Source organism: Lederbergia citrea, from assembly GCF_018343525.1.
GTDB lineage: Bacteria > Bacillota > Bacilli > Bacillales > Bacillaceae_C > Lederbergia > Lederbergia citrea.
Genome location: NZ_JAGYPH010000004.1, coordinates 382,797 through 405,234 on the forward strand (window position 1 = coordinate 382,797; position 22,438 = coordinate 405,234).

Annotated in this window: 19 protein-coding genes; 2 read left to right on the plus strand and 17 right to left on the minus strand. The window is 40.5% G+C overall.

Translation table 11 applies throughout. From position 1 onward, the window contains the following. Nucleotides 1-62: 62 nt before the first annotated feature. Complete coding sequence (locus KHA88_RS18985) at nt 63-854, minus strand: endonuclease/exonuclease/phosphatase family protein (RefSeq protein WP_249306246.1); 792 nt, start codon at nt 852-854, stop codon at nt 63-65. Nucleotides 855-1,009: 155 nt separating this feature from the next. Here KHA88_RS18985 and KHA88_RS18990 point away from each other — a divergent pair, with 155 nt between their 5' ends. Both KHA88_RS18990 and KHA88_RS18995 read left to right on the plus strand, forming a co-directional pair. Continuing rightward, nucleotides 1,010-1,699 (plus strand): ABC transporter ATP-binding protein, encoded by a 690-nt coding sequence (locus KHA88_RS18990; RefSeq protein WP_213122626.1) that lies wholly within the window; start codon nt 1,010-1,012, stop codon nt 1,697-1,699. Then, nucleotides 1,696-3,036, plus strand: a complete 1,341-nt coding sequence (locus tag KHA88_RS18995; RefSeq protein WP_213122627.1) for an ABC transporter permease — start codon at nt 1,696-1,698, stop codon at nt 3,034-3,036. The genes KHA88_RS18990 and KHA88_RS18995 overlap by 4 nt, the downstream gene beginning before the upstream one ends. Before the next feature lie 219 nt (nt 3,037-3,255). Here the strand turns inward: KHA88_RS18995 and KHA88_RS19000 are convergent, their stop codons facing one another. From KHA88_RS19000 to purM, 16 genes are all read right to left on the minus strand, one after another. Next, nucleotides 3,256-4,056: an arylamine N-acetyltransferase gene (locus KHA88_RS19000; protein ID WP_249313322.1), complete on the minus strand. Its 801-nt coding sequence runs from the start codon at nt 4,054-4,056 to the stop codon at nt 3,256-3,258. A gap of 27 nt (nt 4,057-4,083) precedes the next feature. Beyond that, a complete protein-coding gene (locus KHA88_RS19005) occupies nt 4,084-4,635 on the minus strand; it encodes a thioredoxin family protein (protein WP_213099489.1) in 552 nt (183 codons plus the stop codon). A gap of 195 nt (nt 4,636-4,830) precedes the next feature. Further along, the gene (gene gatB / locus KHA88_RS19010; RefSeq protein ID WP_213122628.1) at nt 4,831-6,258 is read right to left on the minus strand and encodes an Asp-tRNA(Asn)/Glu-tRNA(Gln) amidotransferase subunit GatB; all 1,428 of its coding nucleotides are present in this window, start codon (nt 6,256-6,258) and stop codon (nt 4,831-4,833) included. A gap of 14 nt (nt 6,259-6,272) precedes the next feature. After that, nucleotides 6,273-7,718 (minus strand): Asp-tRNA(Asn)/Glu-tRNA(Gln) amidotransferase subunit GatA, encoded by a 1,446-nt coding sequence (gene gatA / locus KHA88_RS19015; RefSeq protein WP_213122629.1) that lies wholly within the window; start codon nt 7,716-7,718, stop codon nt 6,273-6,275. 17 nt (nt 7,719-7,735) lie between these two features. Further along, nucleotides 7,736-8,026 (minus strand): Asp-tRNA(Asn)/Glu-tRNA(Gln) amidotransferase subunit GatC, encoded by a 291-nt coding sequence (gatC, locus tag KHA88_RS19020; protein ID WP_213122630.1) that lies wholly within the window; start codon nt 8,024-8,026, stop codon nt 7,736-7,738. A 187-nt stretch (nt 8,027-8,213) separates the two neighbouring features. Continuing rightward, entirely contained in the window at nt 8,214-9,377 is a 1,164-nt protein-coding gene (locus tag KHA88_RS19025; protein WP_213099485.1) for a CamS family sex pheromone protein, read from the minus strand. A 15-nt stretch (nt 9,378-9,392) separates the two neighbouring features. After that, nucleotides 9,393-11,399: an NAD-dependent DNA ligase LigA gene (gene ligA / locus KHA88_RS19030; protein WP_213122631.1), complete on the minus strand. Its 2,007-nt coding sequence runs from the start codon at nt 11,397-11,399 to the stop codon at nt 9,393-9,395. A 43-nt stretch (nt 11,400-11,442) separates the two neighbouring features. Next, the gene (gene pcrA, locus KHA88_RS19035) at nt 11,443-13,653 is read right to left on the minus strand and encodes a DNA helicase PcrA (protein ID WP_213099483.1); all 2,211 of its coding nucleotides are present in this window, start codon (nt 13,651-13,653) and stop codon (nt 11,443-11,445) included. A gap of 58 nt (nt 13,654-13,711) precedes the next feature. Then, nucleotides 13,712-14,395, minus strand: a complete 684-nt coding sequence (gene pcrB, locus KHA88_RS19040; protein ID WP_213122632.1) for a heptaprenylglyceryl phosphate synthase — start codon at nt 14,393-14,395, stop codon at nt 13,712-13,714. 125 nt (nt 14,396-14,520) lie between these two features. Next, nucleotides 14,521-14,817: a YerC/YecD family TrpR-related protein gene (locus KHA88_RS19045; protein ID WP_213099481.1), complete on the minus strand. Its 297-nt coding sequence runs from the start codon at nt 14,815-14,817 to the stop codon at nt 14,521-14,523. Nucleotides 14,818-14,854: 37 nt separating this feature from the next. Then, nucleotides 14,855-15,877 carry a DUF3048 domain-containing protein gene (locus KHA88_RS19050; protein WP_213122643.1) on the minus strand — a complete coding sequence of 341 codons (1,023 nt, stop codon included), beginning with the start codon at nt 15,875-15,877 and terminating at the stop codon, nt 14,855-14,857. Nucleotides 15,878-15,940: 63 nt separating this feature from the next. After that, complete coding sequence (locus KHA88_RS19055) at nt 15,941-17,683, minus strand: adenine deaminase C-terminal domain-containing protein (RefSeq protein WP_213122633.1); 1,743 nt, start codon at nt 17,681-17,683, stop codon at nt 15,941-15,943. 177 nt (nt 17,684-17,860) lie between these two features. Further along, nucleotides 17,861-19,120, minus strand: coding sequence for a phosphoribosylamine--glycine ligase (gene purD / locus KHA88_RS19060; protein ID WP_213122634.1), 1,260 nt, complete (start codon nt 19,118-19,120; stop codon nt 17,861-17,863). A 116-nt stretch (nt 19,121-19,236) separates the two neighbouring features. Further along, the gene (purH, locus tag KHA88_RS19065) at nt 19,237-20,769 is read right to left on the minus strand and encodes a bifunctional phosphoribosylaminoimidazolecarboxamide formyltransferase/IMP cyclohydrolase (protein WP_213122635.1); all 1,533 of its coding nucleotides are present in this window, start codon (nt 20,767-20,769) and stop codon (nt 19,237-19,239) included. A 26-nt stretch (nt 20,770-20,795) separates the two neighbouring features. After that, nucleotides 20,796-21,362: a phosphoribosylglycinamide formyltransferase gene (gene purN / locus KHA88_RS19070; protein ID WP_213099477.1), complete on the minus strand. Its 567-nt coding sequence runs from the start codon at nt 21,360-21,362 to the stop codon at nt 20,796-20,798. Continuing rightward, on the minus strand, nt 21,359-22,402 hold the full coding sequence (gene purM / locus KHA88_RS19075) for a phosphoribosylformylglycinamidine cyclo-ligase (RefSeq protein WP_213122636.1): 1,044 nt from the start codon (nt 22,400-22,402) through the stop codon (nt 21,359-21,361). Before purM ends, purN begins: the two co-directional genes overlap by 4 nt. Nucleotides 22,403-22,438 lie beyond the last annotated feature (36 nt).

Below are 22,438 nucleotides of genomic sequence, written 5' to 3' on the forward strand. Positions count from 1 at the left end.
TTACCGTAAAAAAAAGAGACAGGTCGCTTTTTTCTACGACACTGCCTGCCTATATTTTTTATTTATTTTCCAATTCTCATTTCCGCTACAACTGGAAAATGGTCACTTGGAAATAATCCATTTGGTTGATCATCGACGATTTTGATGCTTGCAGTTTGAATGTTTCCTGAGAATAAAATCCAATCAATTCGTTCTTTTCCACCGGAAGGGTCCTTAAAGCCGTTAAAGCTTCCTAAGTGGTCGTTGGTCGTATTATCCGCTGCATCCCATGCATCAATAAGATTTCCCTTCTTTAACAATGCTTGATGTGGCTCCGTATCCACCCCAGTATTAAAGTCACCTGTTAAAATAATAGGGACAACAGGGTCTAGTGAGGCTATTCTTTCTATAATTAATTGTGAGCCTTTAAATCTAGCATTTTCGGAAATATGATCAAAATGTGTGTTCAGATGATAAAATTGATCTCCTGTTTTTGCATCCAAAAATCGAGCCCAGCTGACCATCCGCGGAATGTCATTTCCCCAAGTATAGGAACCTATGACATTAGGCGTGTCCGACAACCAAAAATGATCATATTCCAATACATTAAACCGATCTTTTTTGAAGTAAATCGCCGCGTATTCCCCGTTACTTCCCCCCTCCCTGCCTAAACCAACCCAATCGTATTCCGGCATTAAAGTAATTAAATCTTGAACTTGGTGATATAAACATTCCTGGGTTCCAATGATATCGGGAGATTCGCGCTGGATTAATTCAACGATTAACTTTTTGCGTTCCTCCCATGAATTCGGCGGACTATCCACATCAAACCTCACATTATAAGTCATGATACGGAGACTCTTTTGATTATTCATCGCTATTAACTCCTTTCTCATCCGTATCCATCTTCTACTAATAGCCGAACTTTTCCTTTTAATATAAAAAAATAATATATTTTCATATTTCTTGTAGTGATTTTTATTTCTGAGTCGTCTAATAGAGTAGTGATTATAAAAAGGTGGGAGAAAAATTGATAGAAGTAAAAAGTATAAGCCATGCTTTTGAGATTGGTAAAAAGGGACAAAAAAATATTATTCCTGTATTGGAGGATATATCATTCTCAGTGAAAAAGGGAGAGATTGTAACGATTGTTGGGCGCAGTGGTTCTGGAAAATCGACGCTGCTTAATATTATCAGCGGATTTATAAAACCGAATAAAGGAGAAGTGTGGATCGACCAAGTAATGGTCAGCGACTTTAATGAGGCTCAGTTTGCCGATTTCCGCTTGCAAAACCTCGGATTTATTTTTCAAAATTTCCAGCTCATTCCAAGCATGACTGCATTCCAAAATGTCGAACTGCCGCTTGTATTTAAAGGTATAAATGAAGAGGAAAGAAAAAGACAGGCTGAAGAAACCTTAAATAAAGTCGGCCTGCTTGAGTATAAAGACCATTATCCAAGTGAACTGTCCGGAGGGCAGCAGCAACGGGTCAGTATCGCGAGAGCACTTGTTGTAAATCCTCCGCTTATTTTAGCAGATGAACCGACTGGTAGCCTTGACAGTGAAACAGAAACTGATTTGCTTCGATTTATTAAAGAACTTAATCAAGACTTAGGCATCACTTTTTTAATTATTACTCATGATGAAAAAGTAGCCAATATCGGGCATCGAACAATTGAAATTGCAGACGGGAAAGTATTGGAGGGTGTACTCATATGACTTTTAAAGATCAATTCAGTTTTGTTAGGCAAAACACGAAAAAAAATAAAACGCGACTATTTATGACAATCTTAGCTACTGCGATTGGCTGTACTTTTTTAATTGTGCTTGCTTCGGTTGGGTTTGGGCTTCATAAATCGATCATTGGAGAAATGATGGAAAATCGCCTTGTAACAGAGGTTACATTATACGGAAAAACAGATGATAAAGGGGCATTTCACGAGCTTACGGATACTGATATAGAATACTTTGAAACGATTGAAAACGTTAAAGCAGTGACTCGGAGACAAACGCTGCAGCAATGGCCAGAATTTCAGCTTGATGACTATAAAATAAATTCCAATACCCTTGTCACCTATTTCCCAGAAGAAATAAAAGCAGGATTTGAGCTTTCTAAAGGTCGCTTACCTGAGAAAGATAATGAAATTGTGGTAGGTTCAGCCTTTCCAGAAACTATATCAAAGGATTTATCAAAAGTTGATGAACCGTACAATGAGGATGGGACATTAAAAGAAGAATACGCCTATAAAGGTGAACTGATCGATCAAACAATCAACATGCAAGTGATTAAAATGGAAGATGGAAAGGAAGTAAAAAAAGCAATTCCACTTACGATTGTCGGGATTGCAAAAGCACCGTCCAGGGAATGGTTGAAAATTACAGACGTATTTATTTCTGAAGCAGTTTTGAAACAGGTTGAAGCGTACACAGGGACCCGAGGCGGATCACTAGAACCTGGTGGTGAAGCTAATGAACCGAAAACTGAGAGAACATACGATAATGTAAACCTCTATGCAGATAACGTCAAATCTGTAGCTGCTATATCTGAACAGCTAAAGAAGGATCAATATGCTGCACACTCAATCGCTGATGAACTGAAACAAATCAATATGATTTTTACGATTATGAAAGTGGGTTTAATCTTTATCGGTACGATTGCCCTCATTATCGCATCCATTGGCATTTATAATACGATGACCATGGCTGTAACCGAGCGTGCGCCTGATATTGGAATTATGAAAGCCATTGGCGCCAATCCGAAAACAATAAAAAATATTTTCCTGCTAGAGAGCAGCTATATTGGCTTCCTTGGAGCGTTAATTGGAACGGTTGTTGCCTATGGAATTAGCTATATCGTAAACTTGGCTTTGCCGTTAGTTTTGACTGCTGTTTTTGAGGAAACCCCTCCTAAAGGGCTTGTCCTTTCACATATTCCTTGGTCATTAACATTGATCAGTGTTTCCATTTGCCTAATCGTCACGCTTTTCTCCGGATGGAGACCAGCGGAGCGAGCTACGAGGGTAGATGTTTTGAAAGCGATGAGAAGAGAAGTTTAATACTTAAAAGCGGAGGCGCCTTGATCAGCCACGACAAGCACAAGACGATTCCCGAGGAGGCAGCTTTTCAGCCACCACAGGGAATCGGCTTGTGACCTCGAGGGGCTAGGCGCTGGAGCTAGATACTGGCTGAAAGTTGAATGTTATAACAAAAATATTTAGATTCATAAACGAAAACTCACCTGTTCATTCTGCAAACAGGTGAGTTTTCGTCTAGCTCTAGAATAACTGGATGCCTCTTTCCTCTAAAAAGTCTAGTGATTCGACTAATGATTCGGCTTCAATTTGATATATTTCTTGGACAAGTTTGCCCCATTTTTTTCGATCATTCATTTGAATTTCGCTAATATTACGGAATGTCATTACTTTCATCGAGCGATTACGTAAATAAAAACATTGATGGCCATTAAATCGGACAGCGGTAATTCTTCTCATTGTAATGTTTTCATCGCTGTCAATATAAGAGGAACGAATGTCATCCCTTATATCAAATTCAGATAAAGGTTTCCATTTTATTTGTTTTTTTACAAATGTCTTCCCATTTGCTCGTCGGTCAATTTCATATATATCAGCACTTAATTTTGTAAAAATAATTTCTTCGCCAAATCCGTGCATAATGTGCCGGGGCTTTGCCTCAAGTTCCACCGGTTTCATAATTGGTGAACCATAGCCCACATCCACATAAAGTTTTTTATCGCTAATCTCAACCATAATCGCAAGATGACCTGGTTCCACTCTAACTAGCGAACAATCGAAACCTAATTCGGAAAGAAGTCGGGCGAAATTCATATTCAACGTAAAACAAGTACCACCCCATCCCTTATCCACCAAATTTTGCACAAACAAAGGAAGTGGTGGGATATAGTCTGGAGCGAGTGAATAATAATGAAATTTACTGAACGATTCATATGGTATAAGTGATAAGTGATGCTGAATGAGGCGCTGTAAATAATTAATACTAGGGATTTCTTTGTTTAATCGTAAACATTTCAAATACTGATTAACAACTTGCTCCATCATTCAACACCTCCTTTTTAAGCCTTTCCTTTATCGTAGCTTTTGCTTAATACTCTGGTATACATCGTTCCAAACGGACTGATCCGATAAGTATTTATCATGCATTTGTCCGTATATTTCTCTTTGTTTATCGGCAAAACTTTCGTCATCTTTCGGAGGTAGCTTCGAACGCTGCTCTTCGACATATCGTTGCACTGTTTCAGCTCTTGGTCCCCATACTGCATGCTCATTTCCTTCCTGATCAAGGAAAATGAAAATAGGGATCGCCCGCGAAGTTCCATTCGTCAAATATTGATCCATGAGCTCCAAGTTTTGATCACGGAGGAGCATTCTTACTTCTATCCCGCATTTTTCCGCCAATTTTAATAAAATTGGAACATTTAGCATTGCATCACCGCACCAATCCTCAGTGATTGCAATGGCACGAAGTTGTTTATTTCTCAAATTGGCAAAAAACTCTTCATCTTCAGCTGGAACCTCAAAAGACTTTAGAATCAATTGAAGGTTTTCCTTATGCTTTTCCATGGCATCTATGTACTCGTTTGCAGTCATGCCTTTTTCAAACCAGTTTTCTAGATTCACAACCTCACCCCTTATCAAGATTTCTTGCTATCTATTATATACTACATCACTATAACCTTCATTCTGGACGCCTCCGTTATTAAAAATCGATCGAGGACCCACTAAAAAAGGACAGTAGAGCATATTTTATGCTTCTACCGTCCTTTTTCGTTGTCCAGCTTCTGCGCCCATAAACAGGCGCTTCAGCTTTTCTTTTTATCTCTTATCCATTTCTTGCACAAGCAATTTGTTGACCATTGGCGGGTTGGCCTGGCCTTTTGTTGCTTTCATGATTTGACCGACAAGGAATCCAAGGGCACGGCCTTTACCATTTTTATAATCTTCGATGGATTGTTGATTTGCATCCAATATTTCATTAACAAACGGAATAAGTGCACTTTCGTCAGAAATTTGCACCAAACCTTTTTCTTTAACGATTGTTTCCGCATCGCCGCCTTTTTCGATGAGCTCGCGGAATACTTTCTTCGCTATTTTGGAAGAGATTGTGCCATCTTCAATGAGCTTGATCATCCCAGCAAGACCAGCTGGCGTTAGAGCAACTTCATGCAAATCTTTTTGCTCAGCATTCAAATAAGCTGATACCTCACCCATCAGCCAGTTAGACGCTTGCTTTGCATCGGCACCAACAGCTAAAACTTCCTCAAAGAAATCAGACATTTCTTTTGTCAATGTCAGAACCATCGCGTCATACGCAGGCAGACCAAGCTCTTCTACATAGCGTTTTTGGCGTGCATCCGGCAACTCAGGAATTTCTGCACGAACACGTTCTTTCCACTCATCATCAACATACAGTTGAACGAGATCTGGTTCAGGGAAGTAGCGGTAATCATCGGCACCTTCCTTAATTCTCATTAAGATTGTTTCACCAGTTGCTTCGTCAAATCGCAGTGTTTCCTGTTGGATGACTCCACCTGAAAGAAGTACTTTTTCTTGGCGTTTTTGTTCAAACTCTAATCCTCTGCGGACATAGTTAAATGAGTTTAAGTTTTTCAATTCAGCCTTCGTTCCAAATTTCTCCTGTCCAATTGGACGTAATGAAATATTAGCGTCACATCTCAGTGAGCCTTCTTCCATTTTACAATCAGAAACGCCTGTGTATTGAATGATTGATTTTAATTTTTCCAAATATGCATATGCCTCATCTGGAGTACGGATATCTGGCTCGGATACAATCTCAATCAAAGGCGTACCTGCCCGGTTTAAGTCAACAAGGGAGCCATCGGCTGTATGTGTTAATTTACCTGCATCTTCTTCCAGATGCACGCGAGTAATACCTATTCTTTTCTTCACACCATTTACTTCAATATCAATCCAACCATGCTCACCAATCGGTTTATCGAATTGAGAAATTTGATAAGCCTTTGGATTATCTGGATAAAAATAGTTTTTGCGATCGAATTTCGTTTCCGTTGCGATTTGGCAGTTCAATGCCATTGCAGCTTTCATACCAAATTCTACTGCACGTTTATTTAATACAGGTAAAACTCCCGGATACGCAAGGTCAATCACGGTCGTATTCGCATTTGGTTCAGCTCCAAAATGGTTTGGTGCTGGTGAAAATATTTTTGATTCTGTTTTTAGTTCCACGTGGACTTCTAGTCCAATCACCGTTTCAAAGTTCATGTTTTTTTCACCCCTTACAATTGTGGTTTTTTCGTATTGTAATCCGTTGCCTGCTCATATGCATGAGCAACACGGTAAACCATTTGTTCATCAAAATGCTTGCCGATTATTTGCAAGCCGAGTGGAAGACCTTCTGTAAATCCACAAGGTACGGAAATGCCCGGAAGTCCAGCCAAGTTAACTGGAATAGTCAACAAGTCTCTTGCGTACATTGTTACCGGATCGTGAACGACTTCACCGATTTTATACGCTGTTGTCGGGGTAGTCGGTCCGATAATTACGTCATATTTCGCAAAAATATCTTCGAAATCTTGTCTAATTAATGTACGGACCTGCTGCGCTTTTTTGTAATAAGCGTCGTAAAAGCCTGAACTGAGCGCATATGTACCAAGTATAATACGTAGTTTTACTTCTTCTCCAAAGCCTTCGGATCGGGACTTTAAATATAAGTCCATTAGGTTTTTTGGATTTGGTGTGCTGTAGCCGTATCGAACGCCGTCAAAACGGGCAAGGTTGGCAGAAGCCTCTGATGAAGATAGTAAATAATACGAGGCTACTGCGTATTTTGAGTGTGGTAAAGATACCTCTTCCCAAGTCGCACCGAGTCCTTCGAGTACTTTAAGCGCATCAAGCACTGACTGGCGGGAAGCCTCGCTTACCCCTTCTCCAAGATACTCTTTCGGAACTGCAATTTTTAATCCTTTAATGTCACCTGTCAAGCCATCCACAAAGTTAGGTACTTCTTGATTAACAGTTGTGGAGTCATTCGGATCAAGTCCAGCGATTGTTTGTAAAACAAGCGCATTATCTTCAACCGTTCTTGTGATTGGTCCGACTTGATCAAGAGATGAAGCAAAAGCGACAACTCCATATCGAGAAACGCGTCCATATGTAGGTTTTAAACCAACCACACCACAAAAAGCAGCAGGTTGGCGGATGGAACCACCTGTATCTGTACCGAGTGCAAATGGAAGAATACCAGCTGCAACAGCTGCTGCTGAACCACCTGAAGAACCGCCAGGGACGGCATCCAGGTTCCAAGGGTTACGTGTGATTTGAAAAGCAGAGTTTTCAGTAGTGGATCCCATTGCAAACTCGTCCATATTTAATTTTCCAACTGTAACCGTGTTAGCATTATCAAGTTTATCCATAACGGTTGCATTATAAATTGGATCAAAGTTTTCCAACATTTTACTCGCACATGTTGTACGTAAACCTTTTGTGACAATATTATCCTTGATTCCAGCTGGGATACCGAATAGTGCATTTTCCCCAACTTGTCCATCAAGTTCTTTCGCCTTATTTCGTGCATTCTCCTCATCTAATGTCAAGAATGCTTTCACCTTTCCATCAACTTCATTGATTCTTTTGAATGATTGATCGACAAGGTCTGAAACCGTTATTTCTTTTTTATGTAAAAGTTCATGAATATCCGATATTTTATGATCAAATAGTGACATGTGGTGGGTTCCCCTCCTTATTCCAAAATCGTTGGTACTTTAATTAGTCCATCTTGGTGGTTCGGTACGTTTTTCAATACTTCTTCAAGCGGCAAACCTTTTTCCGCTACATCTTCACGCATGACATTTTTCTGTGCAAAAACATGTGAAGTCGGGTCGATATTTGCTGTATCTAATTCATTTAGCTCCTCTGCCATTTTGATGACACGGCCAATCTGATCTGTAAAAAACTCCGCTTGCTCATCATTTATTTCAAGTCTGGCTAAGTGTGCTACATGAAGCACTTCATCTTTTGATATTCTAGACATTTTTATACACCTCCGTGTTTAATCGAACACTAGCAATACTATTGATAATATCAGAAAAAGCCAGGCAAACGCAAGCGGGTCAAGCCCTTGGCAACCAGATGCTCAAGAGCCTGACCCCCCCTAATTTTTTTCAGCGTATGCACCTTTCGCTTTTCTACTTGTCCAGCTCCGGGCGCCAGCCGCTTTTCTACTTATATATATGAACAAAAGGTTCTTTTTCGCCGGCGTTTTTGACGATTAATGATTCCGCTCCGTTAACAGATGTAACGCTGACTTCCACTTTAATATATTCTGGAAAATGATCCATGACAAGGGATGCCGCCCATTGGGTAAAACCAATTATTTCTGCTTCACCGTATAATTGAATTGGAATATCAATAGCAAGATCCATTAATTGTCCATTTTTATAAAAGGCTCTTCCAATTACACCGTTATAATTCGGGAAATATTTTTCGACATCATCTTTAAATCTTAAGAAGTATGCAACATCATCTCGATGAGCTTGTTCTGCATCTGAGGAAGGGAACAGAAAATATTCCTCATCTACTTTTTTCCAGTCTCCAAGAGTAGTGCTCCCTTTACTAGCATGAGCATACGCAAAGAAGTTTCCAGGGATTACTGCATTTTTACTTTTTTGTTCAAAGAGGGCAATCGTAATTGGAACATTCCCAATGTCGTTCATGGAACGGAGTCGCTTCACTATCTCCTGTCCCATTTTCTTACCTTCTTCCTCTAACTTTGCATGAGGTATTTCCTGTTGGAATGTTGCACCGTATTTTTCCTTTTGATAATAATGGACTGAATTTAATGCGAGCCCAATGACTATTCCCCCAAGTTTGACTGTCTTATCATTTTTAATTAAATAATTATGTTCGAGTACATGGGCCAAGTAGATCGGATACTTTTCATTTTGTTCTTCCACCGTACCAGTCTCAGGGTTTGCAGGATTTAAGCCAATATTTTCGCTTGCATCCATTTTCAATTCTTTTAATTGTTGTTTCGTATATTTTCTTTTTAACCATCCGCTTACCGTATCACGACTTATTTTTTGACCTTCTTGAAATACATATTTATCTGTTGAAAAATTTTCTTTTGCCACTCGCATTAATCCAGTTTCAAATTCGTTAATATCATATTTTGAATGGAGATTAGATACAACCATCCCTCTTGTTTGGCTAGGCTGGAAAGGGATGATTGATCGATAGTGAGATTCTGAAATTTGGTAATTTGGAATAATCGATGTTTCTTTCTTATCATCTTTTTTCTGTACAACTTCATCATTTTTTTCAAATGCCGGCGCACACCCTGTTAAAAGGGTTGCTGCCAAAAGCATTGCCAACCATTTTTTCATGCCGTTCTTCCACCTTTACTCCTCAAGTTCATCCAGAAGCCGAACTTCATCCCATACCTCAATTTCGAGCTCCTCTGCTTTAGCTAATTTCGATCCGGCATCAATACCTGCGATGACGAGATCCGTTTTCTTGCTTACACTTCCAGTTACAGTACCACCGAGTGCTTCAATCCTATCTTTCGCTTCGTTACGAGTCAGCTTCTCTAGCTTACCGGTCAAGACGACTGTCTTACCTGTAAAATAAGAATCTATGTTTTCAAGCGTAGCACGTTTTTGACCAAGATAATGCATATTAATACCAGCCAGCTTTAATTTAGAAATTAACTGTTCAAATTCCTCATTTTCAAAAAATGTAGCAATGGCATCAGCCATTTTTTCTCCTACCTCAGGAACATTCAGCAATTCCTCTCGAGAAGTTGACGCAAGCCTGTCGATCGATTCAAAATGCTCTGCTAAAGTTGTTGCCGCTTTTGCTCCGACATGGCGAATACCAAGACCGAATAACAACTTTTCTAAGGAATTAGCTTTCGAAGCTTCAATTGCAGAAAGTAAATTGGAGGCAGATTTCTCCCCCATTCTCTCCATCTGAAGTAATTGCTCTCTTGTCAAAAAGTAAATATCTGAAGCATCCCTAATCAATTGATGAGAAAATAACTGACCGATTACTTTTTCACCAAGACCTTCAATATTCATCGCATTTCGCGATGCAAAATGAATAAGGCTCTCGCGTATTTGGGCGGGGCATTTCGGGTTAATGCAGCGGAGTGCCACTTCTCCTTCGAGACGGACGAGCTCGCTATTGCAATCCGGGCAATGAGACGGCATTTCAAATGCTAATTCCTCACCACTTCGTCTCTCAACAAGAACATTCACCACTTCTGGAATAATATCTCCCGCTTTTTTTACGACTACCCAATCGCCAAGCCTAATGTCTTTCTCGCGAATTAAATCTTCATTATGAAGAGATGCCCGCTGGACGGTTGTTCCTGCTACAAGGACGGGCTCAAGTATTGCGGTTGGTGTGATTACACCAGTTCTTCCAACACTTAATTCAATATCTATTAACTTGGTCACTACCTCTTCAGCTGGGAACTTAAAAGCTATAGCCCAGCGCGGGGTCCTAGCTGTATTGCCAAGCTGTTCCTGCTGATCCAGCGAATCAACCTTGATTACAATTCCGTCAATTTCATAGTCCAAGTTCGGACGACCTTCCGTCCATTGTTCAACATATTTAATGACATCTTCAATCGACTCGCATTTTCTACGTTCTTTATTCACTTTTAAGCCTAACTTCTCAAGTAAATCAAGGCCCGCACTATGCGTCGTCACGCCCGTTGAGCCGTAGTCGCCAATGCCATAAAGAAAGAGATCAAGATTTCGGGAAGCTGCAATTCTTGGATCTAGCTGCCGCAATGATCCTGCAGCAGCGTTTCTTGGGTTTGCAAACAACATTTCCTCGTTTTCTTCTCTTGCTTTATTTAATTTCAAAAATGATTTTTTAGGCATATACGCCTCGCCGCGTACCTCAATTGAATATGATTCATTTAACTTTAGCGGTATGGAGCGAATCGTTTTCAAGTTGGCTGTAATATCTTCACCAACAGTTCCATCTCCGCGGGTAGAACCTTTTACAAAGACGCCATTTTCATAACGCAGGGAAACAGCTAGTCCATCAATTTTCAATTCGCATATATAAGTGAACTCATCCCCGATTGCCTGCCTGACACGACGGTCAAAATCTCGTAAGTCGGCTTCAGAAAAAGCATTGGCCAAACTTAGCATAGGCGTATCATGCCGCACTTTTTCAAAAGCGGAAAGAGCCTCACCGCCTACGCGCTGTGTTGGGGAATCAGGGGCAATCATTTCTGGATGTTCTTTTTCAAGCTTTATTAATTGCTGCATAAGACGATCGTATTCTGCATCTGGAATGGATGGGTTATCCAAGACATGGTATTCATAATTATATTGATTTAATAAATTGTACAGTTCTTTTAACTGCTTTTCAGCTGCCTTACTATCCATAGAAACAGCCCTTTCTACTATTAATCAACTTACATTCATGGCATTACACCTTTGTAATCGGAGCAAATTCAGCAAGGAGACGTTTAATGCCTGTTGGGCTTGGAAAAGCAATATCGAGTTCGATACTGTCACTTTCACCTTTGACACTTACAACCGTACCAATTCCCCATTTTTTATGTTCCGCCTTATCCCCGACCTTCCAGGAGGCTTTGCCTGCACCTTGTGAAACAGGAGTTGGACGAAAAACCGGCTTCGTTCTTTTTTGTCCAACCGGAGATCCACCGAAAGAAATGGATCGTCTGTTTTCAGTTTGCGCAACTTCAAGCAACTCTTCAGGAATTTCTCCAATAAACCGGGAAACAGGATTCATATTCGTCCGCCCGTATAGTGTTCTCATCTGAGCATTTGTAATGAATAATTCCTGTTCAGCACGGGTAATTCCTACATACGCAAGCCTGCGCTCTTCTTCCATTTCTTCCTCTTCCATTAATGAACGGCTATGTGGAAAAACGCCTTCCTCTAACCCGATTAAAAACACAACCGGAAACTCCAATCCTTTTGCAGAGTGGAGGGTCATCAACGTAATCGCATCTCCAGGTGTCCCATCCTCATCTAACTTGTCAATGTCTGCAACAAGCGCCAAATCCGTTAAAAATGCAATGAGGCTCTTATCATCGGTACCTTCTTCAAAGTTTTTCGTAACAGATAAAAACTCATCAATATTTTCAAGACGACTTTCTGCCTCAAGCGACTTTTCTGCAATCAGCATCGCTCTATAACCCGATTTTTCTATTACTTCCTCTACAAGTTCAGTCACAGAGAGAAATTCCTGCATCTGGGTGTAGTTGCGAATAAATGCATGGAACTCAGAAGCAGCATTGGCAATTCTGCCGCTTAAACCGATGAAATCAATCTCGTTAAGTGCCTGATATAAAGATAAATCATGCTCCTGCGCATAACGGGAGATTTTATCCAATGAAGTGGCACCAATACCGCGTTTTGGCACGTTTATCGCCCTGAGAAGGCTAATATCATCATCAGGATTCGCAATAAGTCGTAAATAAGCAAGCAAATCTTTAATTTCTTTACGGTCATAGAACTTTGTTCCGCCGACGATGTTGTACTCGATATTCGACTTTAGTAAAACTTCCTCAATCACACGCGACTGGGCATTTGTTCGGTAAAGAATAGCAAAATCAGAAAGCTTTCGATTGCTGTCTGCTGTCATTTCTTTTATTTTTCCTGCTACAAATTGCGCTTCCGTTTGTTCACCGTCAGCACGGTAATATACAATTTTTTGACCATCGTTATTATCAGTCCACAAGTTCTTCGGCCTGCGGTTACCATTATTTTTAATGACTTCATTTGCTGCCGCTAGTATCCTTTTTGTTGATCGATAATTTTGTTCCAGCAAAATGACATTTGCATTCGGATAGTCTTTTTCAAATGATAAGATATTCGCAATATCTGCTCCACGCCATCGATAAATAGACTGATCTGAATCACCGACAACACATAAATTTTTCAGCCTTGCTGATAGGAGCTTTACAAGCATATACTGCGCACGGTTCGTATCCTGATATTCATCAACATGGATATACTGGAACTTGCGCTGGTAAAATTCCAACACTTCCGGTACGCGATCAAACAGTTGGATTGTAATCATGATTAAATCATCGAAGTCGAGCGCATTATTTCTCCGGAGCCGGCGCTGATATTCTTTATATGCATCACTAATCACCTTAGCATAGTAGCCAGCAGCTTGTTTCTCATATTCATCCGGAGTGACAAGCTCGTTTTTCGCACTGCTAATGGATCCGAGAATAGCTCGCGGTTCAAATTTTTTCGGATCAATATTTTGATCTTTTAATATATTTTTGATTACGGAGAGCTGGTCGGTACTATCGAGGATTGTAAAGTTGCGGTTATAGCCAAGCCGATCAATATCGCGCCGTAAAATACGGACGCACATGGAGTGAAAAGTGGAGATCCATACTTCTTCAGCAGCGCCACCCATGATTTTACCAATTCTTTCTTTCATCTCACGAGCTGCTTTGTTCGTAAATGTAATTGCTAGAATATTATATGGATTAACTCCTTTTTCCACCATTAAGTAGGCAACTCGGTGAGTCAGAACCCTCGTCTTTCCACTCCCTGCCCCTGCCATAATCAATAAAGGACCATCAGTTGTTTTGACAGCCTCCTTTTGTTCAGGATTCAATCCTTCAAGGAGACGATTTGTTAAAAATTGCACGTACTCCACCACCCATCGAGAACATTTGTTCTATTATACATTAATTCATCTATACTTGTCATTGTAAAACAGTAACAGTTTTTAGTGCTTCTTTTAAATTTTCATAAATAGCATTACCAACAATAATGACATCTGCAAATTGGCCCATTTCTTTTGCTTGTTCAGCAGTTTTAATACCGCCCCCGTAAAAGAGCTTTGTTTCTGATAGCTGATCTTTTACTCGACTAACAAGCTGTGGATCCCCATACGTGCCGCTATATTCCATATAAAAAATCGGCATATGGAACATTTTTTCTGCCATCATCGCATAGGCTGCCACATCATCAGCATCCAAATTCGTATTCGCATTTGTCTGCTCTGCTGCCTTACATTGCTCGTTTAATATACAATAACCTTCCACAAGGATTTCATCCCAGTCCATGATTTCCCCATATTCTTTAACAGCTTCATGATGCAGGCCAGACAGCCAGCGGATATCACGGCTGTTTAATATGGAAGGAATAAAATATAAGTCAAATCCTGGCGTAATGGATTCAATATTGCTTACTTCCAGTACACAAGGAACTGTGTATCTTCTAATTCTCGCCATCAGATCAAGCACTTTCTCCAAAGTGACCCCATCAGTTCCACCAACAATAATGGCATCTGTCCCCGATTCACAAACAAGTTCAAGCTCTTCATCTGAAATCACCTTGTTCGGATCAAGCTTAAAAGCATGGCGCCAATCTTTTACATCGTACATACTTGAAATCCTCCATTTTTTCTTGTCCATTTTCCATTATAACATTTAGCATGACTACACCGAAGAAAAACCGCAGAATAAAATTCCGCGGCTTAACAAAATAATCTATTGTTTCTTCGTATATACTATTTTTCTTTCTGAATTCTTTCGAGCACCATTTCATAAGTGTCATTTCCATAGTTAAGGCAACGCTTTACTCGGGAAATCGTTGCTGTACTTGCTCCAGTTTCAGTCTCAATTTTATGATAGGTCTTACCTTCTCGTAGCATTCTGGCCACTTCCAAACGCTGTGATAACGATTGAATTTCATTAATTGTGCATAAATCGTCAAAGAAGCGATAGCATTCTTCTACATCTTTTAACGATAAGATTGCTTCAAAAAGCTGATCAAGTCCTTTTCCTCTTAACTTTTCGATTTGCATGTTTCTACTGTCTCCTTTATTTTCATAGAACGAATGTTTATTCGCTGTATGAAACATTTTCCATTTTTGGGACGATGTTAATCCAAGTTTTCCCTGGAACAAGTTTTGCAAGTTGGCCATCCTCGAATGGAAGAACACGGCCGTCCTGATTTTTCCATTCTATATTTTTCATTATTCCTTTTTGGAATAAATAAGCTTTTCCACCTGACGTCAAATCTATCGACCGTCTTCCCGCTGAATCAATGACACTGTGAGTCGTTTCGATGACAATCACATTATCCAATTGCACCGGTTGTTCGGTTTCGTACTCTACTGTTTGTTCGCCATCAGAATAACGGAAGTATTTCCCGGATTTTTGATCGAATTCATATTTTGCCGAAGGCCGAGAATTAGGGTTATAAGTGATAGTTACACTTTCGGCTTTTTCACCATTTATTTTATCCACTTCATCTTCATTCAGAAACTCCAATTTTGCAGGAGGTTTTGCCATATCATACTCTTGGGCTTCCGCACCTTTTTCAATATTATCATAAGTAATATAAGAATTATGTGGTGCTTTTCGGAAAGTGGCTCTTTTAAATAAAGTGCCGTCATAATTCATGCCGTTCAAATGATCGATGCTTCCCGATAAAAGAATCTGTTTCGCCTCGGGGCTATAACCGTGTGCAATATAGAGGCTGTTATATCCTTCGGCCAGTTCAATAAAATAATCCCGGGCGCTGCGTATTGGTCCAATATTATCTGGAATTTCACTTTGAAAGATAGCTAAAAATCTAGTTATCGATCCTTCGGCAAGTACTTCATATACAATATCTGCTTTTGAAAGGCCACTTTGCGGTCGGGCCGTAGGATGATTATTAATCATCGCCGCTACCGCTCTTCGGTCTGACTCTTTATCGGTCTCTATGCCAGTAAGCGGAAATTGAAAAGAATCCTTATTTTCCTCATCTTCAGATACCTGATCTGTAGGAGGCGGATTTTTCTTCTTCGCTTCCTCTGGTGGATTTTTGCTGCAAGCGGATAAAAACAATATAAACATGGCCGCAAATAGAAGCGGCATTCTTACCTTTGACACATTCCCATCCCCTAGATTATTAAGTCTAAATGTTGTTCCTCTACTATTTTAACGCATTAACGTTGGAAAAAGTACTGTTTTATTCATTACATCATACATTCCTTTTTGTGTAACCCGGATATATGGTAGGTGAGTAGATGAAAAGAAAAGCAAAGAGTAGATCGGATCCCCAAATGGATATCCCCTTTCCACAAGCAATTCTTTTAACCTTTCCTCTTCTTGAATAAGATCTTCCAATTTTTTATTAGACATTAGTCCTAATAAAGAAAGCTGCATTTCATGGATGATTTCACCACTTTCAGTGAGAACGATTCCACCGCCAATTTCTTTCATCCGCTCGAAGGCTAGCATCATATCTTTTTTATTTTTTCCAATTAAAATAAAATCTCCCGTACTAGAAAACGATGAGGCGAAACCGCTTACACTTTTTGCGAATCCTTTGACAATTGTGTTAATTCTCCATTTCCCGTGACGGTCCAATAGCATAAAAAAGCATTCATCATGATTTTGCGGAAGCTCATCCGTAGCCAAATCAATCGAGATTGAATAAGGCTTCGTAATCACATCATTCACCATCTCAATCCCAAATGGCATGGAAAACTGCAAATCAGACTTATTTAAATCCCATTCTAATTTTAATGGTTCAAGCCCATACTCACTCCAATTAATATCTTCATCAGCAATTTTTTCAACACCATCTTTTTTCACCCATTGTCCTTTTGCAAGTACAGAAATAGGGGTTGGTTCGTTTTCGCTAGAAAGGAAATTGATGTTAGCGACTCTTCCCGTTGCAATCATGCCATGGTGGTGCGAAATATTATAATGACGTGCTATATTATATGAAGCCATATGGTAAGCGTCAATCAGCGGGACACCGCTTTCAATTGCAATGCGGATCATCATGTCGGCAATGCCTTGCTTATAAAAGGCTGGAGTAGAGCCATCTGTTGTAAAAACCATTGATTCATATTGATTAAGACCAAGATCCTTCATTTCATTTAGTAAATTAGGCAAATCAGGCCTGATCGATGAATGGCGTAATGAGACTGTATAGCCGTGCATTAAACGGTTATACACATCATTCCCTGTCATTGATTCATGATCACAATCGACACCAAAAAGCATCATTTTTGCCAGTGTTTTCTCAGATGCGCCTGGAAAATGCCCTTCTACCTTTTTACCAAGTCGCTTCGTTTCTTGTATCCAGTGAAGCAATAGATCATCGCCAGCGAGCAATCTCGGCCAGGCAGTTAATTCTCCGCCTTGCACAACGGCATCATGCTCGAGCCATGATTTTACATCTCCGTTTGAAAAAACCGTTTCTTCGCTTTCCAATTCCGTTTGGGAATCATATCGGCTCCACCAATACATTGTTACGGGAGATTCATTAAATTTCCGTAACAAGGAAAACGCTTTCTTTTTGTTTAAATGTAAGAACATGACTAAGTTATCATTAATAATTGTCGTAGTACCTGTTTGTGCTGCATAGCGGGAAAACGATTGTGGATTGTACAACTGAAACGGATGAACATGTGGCTCGATATAACCAGGGACAAGCGTTAATCCAGTGCAGTCAACCACTTCACAGTTTTTTGTGCTTTCCGGCAGTTCCTCTCCAACATAAATAATCCGATCATTATATATCCAAATATTCGCGATCAACCATTTCTTTAAAACTGAATGTAAAAAACGTGCATTTTTTAATAGAATTGTAGGCGACTTTTTACCGTTCATAACGGCTACTTGCTCGCGTATTTGTTTATTCTTCCATCTATATTTTTGATTTAACATACCCATTCCTCCTGAGGAGCTACTTTCTGCATGTTATTATTCTAACATATTATTTAATTTAACGCAGTAAAGGTTTACAGCAAATTATTAACAAATTGTGAAAACGCTTAAAAACAAAGAAAAACCATATGGGATAGGGGTTCATCTAAACCCATCCCATATGGTTTTTCTTAAAAATTAAAGTGCTTTATGTCCGATATCATTACGATAGAAAAATTCTTTATCGTCGATCTTTTTCATTTCTTTATATACTTTTTCGACGGCTGATTTAATTGTATCGCCTTTGGCTGTTGTCAAGAGAAGTCTACCGCCATTAGACAGATATGCTCCATCTTCTTCTCTGCGGGTAGTACCTGCGTGAAAAATCGAAACATCCGGGTCTATTATTTCAAGGTTCGGCAAAGCGATACCTTTTTTATATTCACCAGGATAGCCTTTTGCAGCAAGGACAACGCCGACGACTGCATCGTCCGACCATGTTATTTCAGGGTTTCTTCCATCCATTAAGTCACTTAATAGCTTTACCAAGTCACTTTCTAATCTAGCAAGGACCACTTGCGTTTCTGGATCTCCGAAGCGGGCATTAAATTCAATCACTTTTGGACCTTGCTCGGTTTGAATTAACCCGGCGTATAAGATTCCCGTAAACGGTCTTCCTTCTTGGATCATTGCTTTTGCCGTTGGAATCAGAATTTCTTCCACTCCACGTTGAACTTCAGCATCCGAAATATGCGGAACGGGTGTATAAGCTCCCATACCACCAGTGTTTGGACCTTGATCACCGTCAAAGGCACGCTTATGATCTTGTGCAATCACCATTGGATACACATTTTCCCCATTCACAAATGCCATGAGCGAAAACTCTTCACCATCTAAAAATTCTTCTATCACGACACTTGCAGATGATTTACCAAATTTAGCATCTAACAGCATATCTTTTATGGCAGCTAGTGCTTCTTCTTTCGTCATTGCAACGACAACGCCTTTTCCGGCAGCTAATCCATCCGCTTTAATGACGATTGGCGCTCCTTTTTCTTCGATATACGCTTTTGCACCATCATAAGAATGGAAGGTTTCGTAGGCAGCCGTAGGAATATGATATTTTTTCATTAAATCCTTCGCGAATGATTTACTGCCTTCAATGATGGCAGCATTTTTCCTCGGACCGAATATTTTTAAGCCTGCCGCTTCAAATTCATCAACAATTCCTGCAGAAAGTGGAACTTCCGGACCAACGATTGTTAAATCTATTCGGTTTTCTCTAGCAAAACTGATTAAATCTGCAAAATTCGTTTCTGCGATTGGCACGATGATTGCATCTGCTGCAATTCCGCCATTACCAGGAGCACAATATACTTCGGTGACGAGTTCGCTTTCCTTCACTTTTTTACAAATCGCGTGCTCTCTGCCGCCTCCGCCAACAACTAATATTTTCATAAAATCCACCGCCCATTTCTCGTAATGAAACGATCCTCCTGAAGTCAGACCTCAGGAGGACAGTCAATCAAATTAATGTCATGCTACACCGCTGAACAGGCGCTTCCGCTTTTTTATTAATGCCTAAAATGCCTTACACCCGTAAAGACCATCGCAATGCCATGTTCGTCCGCCATTTTAATCGAATCCTCATCACGGATTGAACCGCCCGGTTGGATGATTGCTGTAATGCCTGCACGTGCTGCTGCTTCAACTGTGTCGTTCATCGGGAAGAATGCATCAGATGCAAGCACTGCACCTTTAGCACGTTCACCTGCTTGTTCAAGCGCAATTTTTGCTGCCCCAACCCTGTTCATTTGTCCAGCGCCAACGCCAAGTGTCATATTGCTGTCTGCGACAACAATCGCATTAGATTTCACATGTTTAACAACTTTCCATGCCAATTTTAGTGCTGCCAACTCTTCTTCCGTCGGCTCACGTTTTGTTGGAATGGTAATGTCTGCATTCTCATACGTGTAAGAATCCTGATCTTGGATGAGCAATCCGCCTTCAACCGACGTGAGCATTTTTTCACGCTTGTTTCCTTGATTAAACGGAATCGTCAATAAACGAATATTTTTCTTTGCAGTCAAAATCCCCAATGCTTCTTCTGTAAAAGCTGGAGCGATGACGATTTCAAGGAAGATTTCATTCAATTGACGAGCTGTTTCACCGTCCACTTCCCTATTGAAAGCAACAATTCCGCCAAAAATAGATGTTGGATCTGCCTCATACGCTTTTCTAAAAGCATCTGAAGCACTCTCACCTATTCCTGCACCACAAGGATTCATATGCTTTACAGCTACAGCTGCCGGCTCATCAAAATCCTTTACCAGCTGCAAAGCAGCATCTGCATCATGAATATTATTGTAGGAAAGTTCTTTGCCATGAAGCTGAGTTGCATGGGCAATCGAAAACTCTGAACCTAACGGACGTTTATAAAAAGCTGCTTGTTGATGTGGATTTTCTCCATATCGTAAGCTTTGTTTTAGCTCATATGTAAATGTTAGTCGTTCGGGCTGCTCTTCACCAGCAAGCTCGGTCATATATTCTGCAATTTGAGCATCATATGCCGCAGTATGACGAAAAACCTTTGCAGCAAGCTTGCGCTTCGTTTCTTTACGCACTTCGCCGCTTTCACGCAATTCAGCAAGCACATTTTCGTAATCAGCTGCATCTACCACTACAGTAAGATGGTCGTGATTCTTTGCGGATGCCCTTAGCATTGCAGGGCCGCCAATATCAATGTTTTCTATTGCGTTTTCAGGTGTCACATCAGGCTTTGAAATTGTTTGCTGGAATGGATATAAATTCACGCATACAAGATCAATTGGTTGAATTCCTTGTTCTTCAAGCTGTTTCAAGTGGCTGGATTCATTACGTTTCGCTAATAGTCCGCCGTGAATGAATGGGTGAAGTGTTTTGACACGCCCTTCCAATATTTCAGGGAAGCCCGTTATTTCTTCCACGCCTTTTACCGGAACCCCGCTATCTTCTAATGCTTTTTTCGTGCCGCCCGTCGACAAAACTTCAAAGCCAAGCTTAACAAGCTCTTTCGTAAATTCAACAACACCCGTTTTATCGGATACGCTGATTAGCGCTCTTTTCATCTTGAAGGTTCCCCCTTTTGATTTCACTATTTTCCCAGCAATTTTTGCAATGTTTCGGGATAAAAAACATGCTCAATTTCATGAATTTTTCGTTCTACATCTTCGAGCAAATCTTCCTCTGTCAATTCGATCGCTCTTTGCGCAATAATGGGGCCCGTATCCATTCCTTCATCCACATAATGAATCGTGATCCCAGTTATTTTTACACCTGCTCGAAAAGCTTGCCCAATTGCATCCTTACCTGGAAAAGCTGGCAGCAAGGATGGGTGGATATTAATAATTCGGTTTGCAAATGCTTCTAGCAATGTTGAGCCAATTAATCTCATATAGCCGGCAAGGATAATATAATCGACGTGATGCTGTTGAAGTTGTTCAATGATCTGCTGCTCAAAATCTGCTTTAGATGCATACTGTTTAGGATTAAAAACGAACGTGCGAATACTTGCCAATTCCGCCTTTTCTATTACAGCTGCTCCGGGTTTATCACACACGAGCAGCGCAATCTCAGTATTTAGTGTTCCAACTTTTACCGCATCAATAATTGCTTGAAAATTGCTTCCAGTTCCTGAAGCAAAGATCGCTATTTTTTTCACTTCACAGTCCTCGCATTCACAAATTGGACGCCTTCCCCTTTAACGACAGATCCGATTTTATATGCTTTTTCTCCTTGCTCAATAAAAAACCGGATGGCATCTTCAGCATCGCTCGCATTAACTGCTACGACAAAACCGATGCCCATGTTGAAAATATTGTACATCTCATCACGATTTAGCTCTCCGTATTTCTCAAGAGCCTGGAAAATAGGCAATATAGGCCATGAGCCAGCTTCAACTTCGGCACCAAAACCGTCAGGAAGCATTCTTGGAATATTTTCGATAAAACCACCGCCAGTAATATGGGACATTCCCTTAATCTCAAACTCTTGCAATGCCGCCATGATCTGTTTTACATAAATTCTTGTCGGCTTCAGCAATTCTTCGCCAAGCTTACCAGTAAGCTCAGGCAGTTGCGCATCAAGTTTAAAGCCTTGATCCTTTAAGAATATTTTTCGGACGAGCGAATAGCCATTACTATGAATCCCGCTTGAAGCAAGGCCAATAAGGACGTCGCCTTCCTGAATTGCATCCCCAGTGATGAGTTGTGATTTTTCACAAGCGCCAACAGAAAAACCAGCCAAATCATATTCGTCTTCCTCATATAGACCAGGCATTTCTGCTGTCTCTCCGCCAATCAGTGCACACCCTGCCTGCTCGCATCCGTCTGCAATCCCGCTCACAATCTGTTCGATTTTATCAGGAACTGCTTTACCGAGCGCGACATAATCCAGAAAATAAATCGGCTCCGCGCCTTGGACAACGATATCATTGACACACATAGCTACACAGTCGACCCCAATGGTATCATGCTTGTCCATCATGAATGCGAGCTTCAATTTCGTGCCGACACCGTCCGTACCAGAAACAAGCACAGGCTCCCTTAAATTCAGCTCTGACAAATCAAATGCGCCGCCGAAACCACCCAATTGTCCCATTACACCAGTACGCATCGTTCTTTTCGTATGCTTTTTTATCTTCTCAACAGCTTCATACCCAGCTTCAATATCGACTCCAGCCTTCCGGTAAGCATTCGCCATCCTCACTGCCCCTTCCAAGTGCCTGTCACCACCCGA